We start from the raw sequence: 6,167 nt of genomic DNA, 5'->3' as shown, positions 1-6,167 counted from the left end.
TCCCCAACCGACGGGAGATAAACCATTTTCGATTAATACTGAGGTTGCTACCGCACCGTGGAATCCCCAGCATAAACTCGTGCAAATTGGCTTGCAAGGGAGAAAAATTGGTATGGAAAAGTTACCGCCGAATAACTTAGTCTTCCTGCTCGATGTTTCTGGTTCGATGGAAGAACCCAATAAACTCCCCTTACTCAAAGCTTCGCTCAAGTTATTAGTCAACGAACTCCGCCCGACCGATCGAGTCGCGATTGTCGTATATGCTGGTAGTGCTGGCTTAGTTTTGCCCTCCACCCCTGGTAATGAGAAAAGTAAAATTATTGCAGCGCTGGATAAATTAGAAGCTGGCGGCTCGACTGCTGGCGGGGAAGGAATTATTCAGGCTTATAAAGTGGCGCGGGAAAACTTTCTCAAAGCTGGTAATAATCGCGTAATTTTAGCAACGGATGGCGACTTTAATGTCGGCGTTGATAGTGATGATGGTTTGGTTAAACTCATCGAGAAAGAACGTAAGAGTAATATCTTTCTCACCGTGCTCGGTTTAGGAATGGGCAATCTTAAGGATGCCAAAATGGAACAGTTAGCCAATAAAGGTAATGGTAACTATGCCTATATCGATAATATCATGGAAGCCAAAAAGGTCTTGGTGAAAGAATTTGGCTCGACCTTATTGACGATCGCTAAAGATGTCAAAATCCAAGTCGAATTCAATCCCAAATTAGTCCAAGCATATCGGCTGATTGGCTATGAGAATCGCGTCCTAGAGAATAAAGATTTCAAGGATGATAACAAAGATGCTGGTGAGCTGGGAGCCGGACACGCGGTTACAGCCCTCTATGAGGTGATTCCGGTGGGCGTGAAAACCGATCTCAAATTTGCAACACCTGTCGATCGAACTGCGGCGGATCAGGAGACTCGAATTGCAGCTAATAGTACCGAATTGATGCAAGTCCGCCTGCGCTATAAGGCTCCTAAATCGGATACTTCCGAACTCTTAACTGGCAAGGTAGAAAACTCGATCGCCCAACCGATCGATACAGCTTCTAATAATCTCAAGTTCGCGGCGGCTGTGACGGCTTATGGGATGAATTTACGCAATTCTCCTTATAAGGGCAGTAGTAATTTTGGGAGCGTATTAGAGTTGGCAAATCAATCGAAGGGTGCCGATCTCGATGGTTATCGAGCGGAATTTATTCGGTTGGTTGAGAAGAGTAAAAAACTTACTAAATCTTAGAGGATGTTTGAAAAGTACAGATTAGCACTCGCAAACCCTAGCAATCCCCCCTAGCCCCCCTTAAAAAGGGGGGAACCGGATCCGAAAGTCCCCCTTTTTAAGGGGGATTAGGGGGATTTACCCACCATGAACGAAGCAATTAGACTTTTCAAACACCCTCTTAGATAGAAGAAAATTAAATCAGATGGCGAGATGAATCATTACAACCAAAATTTTCTAAATTTATCAGCCCAAGGCTATCAGATCGATCGAGTATTGGGTCAAAATGTTTATGGTGGTAGAGTTACTTATCTAGCTCAGGATCTCAATAGCAATCTACCTGTAGTTATCAAGCAATTTCAGTTTGCGACTACTGGCAATACTTGGAGTGATTACGATGCTTATCAGCGCGAAGTCGAGCTACTGCAACAACTCAATCATCCGCGCATTCCTAAATATTTAACCTCGTGGGAAACACCAACGGGCTTTTGTTTGGCGCAGGAATACAAGTCGGGAACGATCTTGACTGGTTCGGGACGAAATTTCACCCTCGATGAAGTCAAGCAAATCGCGATCGATATTTTAGAGGTATTAATTTACTTACAGCAGCAGCAACCACCAATTATTCATCGCGATCTCAAGCCAGAAAATATCCTAATTGACGATCGCGATGTCTATGTTATCGATTTTGGATTTGCCCGCAATAATCATCCCGAGCTGACTGCTAGCAGCACGATAAAAGGGACGCTGGGTTTTATGCCACCCGAACAGTTATTCAATCGTCCCTTGACTAAAGCATCGGATTTGTATAGTTTAGGTGTGACTTTAGTCTGTTTATTAACAAAGTATAAATCGACAGAGATCGATCGACTGATCGACCACAACTATCGCTTAGATTTGCCAACACATTTAGGGCATTTACCATCCAGTTTTTTAGCTTGGCTGACCAAAATTACCGACCCAAATCCCGATGCTCGTTATCCAGATGCCCAGACTGCTTTGACTGCACTGCATACGCTCGATCGGGCGATCGAACCTCCCAGATTTCAACCAAAATTAATTGGATTGGGTGTACTCGCACTGATTGGATTATCAGTAATTCACAAACAGATCGTACCAATCGGGCAGCACTCAATTTCACCGTCGGCAAATTCAATCTCTATTGCCCAATTACAAGCCGATAAAGGCTGTCCTGGTTGTAATCTAACAGGCATCAATTTACGGGGGCAAAATTTACAAAGCTATGACTTTGCAGGTGCCAATCTGACTGGTGCAGATCTGCGCGATGTCGATCTGCGAGGGGCGAGTTTGCGTGGTGCAAATCTGACTGATGCGATGTGGCATGGGGCTAATTTAACTAGTACCGATCTCCGTGAAGCTAACTTGCCAGACAAGACAGCCTCCGATTGAAATCGGGGCTAGTGATGCAAAGTCCGCCTACGCGGACTGGTTAATCAGTCCGCGTAGGCGGCCTTTGCGCTCTGAGCGGCGGTTTCTAACCGCTGGAATTATCGGTAGTATCAATTACTAATTCTCAATTCTGCTGCTCGCGACGTTCCTGTAGTTGTAAAACGATCTGTTGGTGCATTTCGCGGGTAATCGGGTAAAAATAAGCACAAACTAAACCGCAGATTAGCGATAGTATCGGAATTGGGCCGATCGACAGTCGAATAGCGTCCAATACTGCCACAGGTTGAATCGGTATCGGGATGTCAGCAGTAGGGAGCCGATAACCCGTCCGCTCTAAACTTTGTAATACCCCGGCAACTGCTAATCCCAGACAGATTTTTTGCAAGAACACCATAAAACTATAAAAAATCCCCTCGCGGCGTTGTCCCGTGCGGAGTTCGTCTAGCTCAATGACATCGGGCAACATCGACCAGGGTACTAGATAAGCCGTAGACACCCCTAAACCAGCCATAACTGCAAATATATACAGCAGCGTAGTTTGACCGGGCTGAAGCGAAAATAACCCCAATTGAGCGACGATCCAGAACCCCGTTCCGACAAAGTAGACGACTTTTTTGCCCACCTTTTGACTGATGGCATTCCACACCGAGAGCATCGCCAACGCCGTCCCCTGCACGGCTAAAATCACTAACGGCGAATCTGCTTGTTTCAAGCCCATGTAACTGACGACAAAATAGGGAATAATCGCTGCCGTCAATTGGAGGCTAAACCAGGAGCAGAGGTAAATCCCAACGACGAGTAGAAAGGGACGATTGGTAAATACCAAGCGTAATTGCTCCCGCATGGGCATCATCACTGGCTCCAGTTCCGCTGGATGCTCTGCGGCGACGGCTTTCGCGCGGCGAATGGTACCGAAGACGCACCAGAACAACGGGAATACCGATAGCACGGCACAAATCGTGCCGATCGTGAGATATTGGGTAGCAGGATCTAAAGGCTGTTGAAAAATCGTCCGAGCGATGAGGAGAGCGACAATGCTACCCCCGAGCGAAAATGTAAACCGAAACGTACTCAAACTGGTACGCTCGTTATAATCTGCGGTGAGTTCGGCGGTAAGGGCGGTATAGGGTAAATTTACGACTGTAAAAAAGGTATTAAATAAGATCGAAATTAAGGTATAAAAGGCAAATAAACCTAATTGATTGGTCTCGGGAAATGGGACGATCCACTGTAAGGCAAAGAATAGCCCAAATGGAATCGCCCCCCAGAGCATCCACGGATAACGCCTGCCCCATCGTTTGCGGATCTTATCGCTAAAAAGCTGCCCGCGATCGCTCAATACGCCCACCATCGGATCGTTGACTGCATCCCAAAACTTGCCGACTAGTTGGCTTTGTCCCGCCAATCCCGGCGATAAATGCGCGACATCCGTCAGAAAGGGCGACAGATAAGATAACAGTAAAATCGACGTAATTGCCGCCCCCGCATCTCCCGCTCCATAGGCGAGTTTGGTCGCAAAATTCATTTTACCGATGGTGGATGATGGCGGTAGTTTGTCAGATGGCGAGTCGTCGATTTCGGGTGGGGAATCAGTCATATGAAGGGGAAGGAGAGAAAAATCTGACATCATCATATCTTCTCTCTAACCTGAATTTTTAGGGCTGTTAGAAACAATAGTCCCAAGGTGACTTCTAGATCGAAATCGAGACTTCATCGCCTTGAATAGTGACGGGATATGTTGGAATACTTTGAGCTGACTTGCCCAGGCTGAGCACTTGATGCGACCATTCTGGCAGGGGAATTCCCGCAAACGAACCGACCCACTTGACATTTTCACCAGTTGTCAGATCGAAACTCGCACCATGCCAAGGACATGTTACCGCACGATCGCACACTTTCCCTTTGGCTAGTGGCATCCCCAAGTGCGGGCATTTATTTTCAACGGCATAGATTTTGTCATCAATTTTCGTCAAGATTACTTTCTGGTTCTCGACTTTAACAGCTAGTAATTCACCTTCTTTAATTTGGCTGGTGGTAGCTACAGAAACAGTTTTCATGGGGCAATAATAAATGTGCGATTGTTAAACTAGTATGATTAGCCTACCAGGATGTTAAGCGCAATTTGCGAAATATCGCCGCGATCGCGCATTTCTATACAATTGTCAGGAGCTGAATCCCTTCGATAATCAGGATCGCTATCCACACAAAGATCCCAATCCCCGCAGCCGCAGCGGCGATATCCTTAATCGCGCCAATCTGGGGATTTTGTTGCGATTCGACAAAATCACACAAGATTTCAATCGCACTGTTGAATAATTCGCCTAGTAACATCATACCAGTTGCTAATAGTATCAATGTCAAATCGACCCATTTATGAAACGCGATCGCACCGATGGCGATCGGGAGCGATAATGCTAGTTTGTAGGCAACACTAAAATCCGTGATGACGGCAATATGCAAACCTTTGAGAATAACTTTTATTTTTTTAATCGGATGATAGCCAGGAGTACTGTACTTTCTCGACATGGATCGATACTCCCAAATAATAATCATCTAAGTAGTTGTTACCTATAACCCCAGCTGCTCGTGATACGAAGTCCGCCTGTCTTATCGCACTAAACCGTCGGGAAACCCGACGAGCGTGCGCCGCTACGCGGACTAAATATATATCAGTCCGCGTAGGCGGACTTTGCAACATTAGCCACGATTTCAATCGTAGGCATTCTATAAAGTAGCTTAGATAGTTTGCAGCGATCGCATAAATCTTTGTAACTGACGACTTTCGAGTTCTAATACGCGCCGTGCAAAATCTCGATCGCGATCGAGCAGATCGTCAAAGGCATTAACTGGCACTGCTAAAATACGGGTAAAATCGCCTTTAGCCACGATCGTATTGTTGGATTCGCTATGTGCCAAAACTTCTAATTCATCGAGTGTTTGTCCTAATTTGAGTTGCTCGATCCGTACTTCTTGGTTGGGGAGGTGGTAGAGAATATGTGCATTTCCTTCAATTAATAGCAGGAGTTCGCGACAGGTATCGCCAGCTTCGGTAATCACTTCATCATCGGTAAAGGTTCTAAATTCGGCACGTTCGGATAGTGCGATTAATGTTTCACTATGAATCCGGTTAAAGAAGTCGCTATTAAATAGATGCACCACTTTTTCTAACAAGGCAAATGTCTTTAACGATGGGCATTGTGTAGATGCTGACAAGATAATTTTGACGGTTTCATTAACCAAGGGTGAGTTTTGAGGATCGGTATAATTACGGGAGATTGTTTGAGAGCGATCGAGAGCGAGTTGGGCGGTAATATACAGACAAGCTGTTTGAATGAGGGGATTACGATCGTTGAGTAATGGTGATAGAGAGTTGAGAGTTTCTTCACTTGAGTAGTCGATCGCACAGGTATTTGTGAGTCCTGATAATGGTCTGAGCTTTTCAATTATTTCTGGATGCAGTCGTTTTTTCCAATATGCTGACTCTAATATTTCCATCAAAAATACCGGATCTAAATTGCCTAATTTTTGGGCAAGATAGATAGCG

Annotated in this window: 6 protein-coding genes; 2 read left to right on the top strand and 4 right to left on the bottom strand. The window is 45.5% G+C overall.

All coding sequences use genetic code 11. The features are described from left to right. Positions 1 to 1,234, top strand: a 1,234-nt coding sequence (locus RMO52_RS05770; protein WP_310411772.1) for a YfbK domain-containing protein, incomplete at its 5' end; no start/stop codon positions are given. Between the two features lie 192 nt (positions 1,235 to 1,426). Further along, positions 1,427 to 2,623, top strand: a complete 1,197-nt coding sequence (locus RMO52_RS05765) for a serine/threonine-protein kinase (protein WP_310411769.1) — start codon at positions 1,427 to 1,429, stop codon at positions 2,621 to 2,623. A 124-nt stretch (positions 2,624 to 2,747) separates the two neighbouring features. Here the strand turns inward: RMO52_RS05765 and RMO52_RS05760 are convergent, their stop codons facing one another. The 4 genes from RMO52_RS05760 to RMO52_RS05745 all read right to left on the bottom strand — a co-directional run. After that, a complete protein-coding gene (locus RMO52_RS05760; RefSeq protein ID WP_310411766.1) occupies positions 2,748 to 4,220 on the bottom strand; it encodes an MFS transporter in 1,473 nt (490 codons plus the stop codon). A gap of 94 nt (positions 4,221 to 4,314) precedes the next feature. Beyond that, complete coding sequence (locus RMO52_RS05755; protein WP_310411762.1) at positions 4,315 to 4,680, bottom strand: Rieske 2Fe-2S domain-containing protein; 366 nt, start codon at positions 4,678 to 4,680, stop codon at positions 4,315 to 4,317. A gap of 94 nt (positions 4,681 to 4,774) precedes the next feature. After that, positions 4,775 to 5,149 carry a diacylglycerol kinase gene (locus RMO52_RS05750; RefSeq protein WP_310411759.1) on the bottom strand — a complete coding sequence of 125 codons (375 nt, stop codon included), beginning with the start codon at positions 5,147 to 5,149 and terminating at the stop codon, positions 4,775 to 4,777. Positions 5,150 to 5,359: 210 nt separating this feature from the next. Continuing rightward, on the bottom strand, positions 5,360 to 6,167 hold an 808-nt coding region (locus RMO52_RS05745), incomplete at its 5' end, for a cyclic nucleotide-binding domain-containing protein (protein WP_310411756.1).

The organism is Chamaesiphon sp. OTE_8_metabat_110, from assembly GCF_031382685.1.
Taxonomy (GTDB): Bacteria; Cyanobacteriota; Cyanobacteriia; order Cyanobacteriales; family Chamaesiphonaceae; genus Chamaesiphon.
This window is presented reverse-complemented; position numbering and strand designations above follow the sequence as displayed.

Coding starts and splice junctions, on each gene's coding strand:
- RMO52_RS05765 (WP_310411769.1), top strand. CDS start 1,427: ATGAATCATTACAACCAAAATTTTCTAAATTTATCAGCCCAAGGCTAT.
- RMO52_RS05760 (WP_310411766.1), bottom strand. CDS start 4,220: ATGACTGATTCCCCACCCGAAATCGACGACTCGCCATCTGACAAACTA.
- RMO52_RS05755 (WP_310411762.1), bottom strand. CDS start 4,680: ATGAAAACTGTTTCTGTAGCTACCACCAGCCAAATTAAAGAAGGTGAA.
- RMO52_RS05750 (WP_310411759.1), bottom strand. CDS start 5,149: ATGTCGAGAAAGTACAGTACTCCTGGCTATCATCCGATTAAAAAAATA.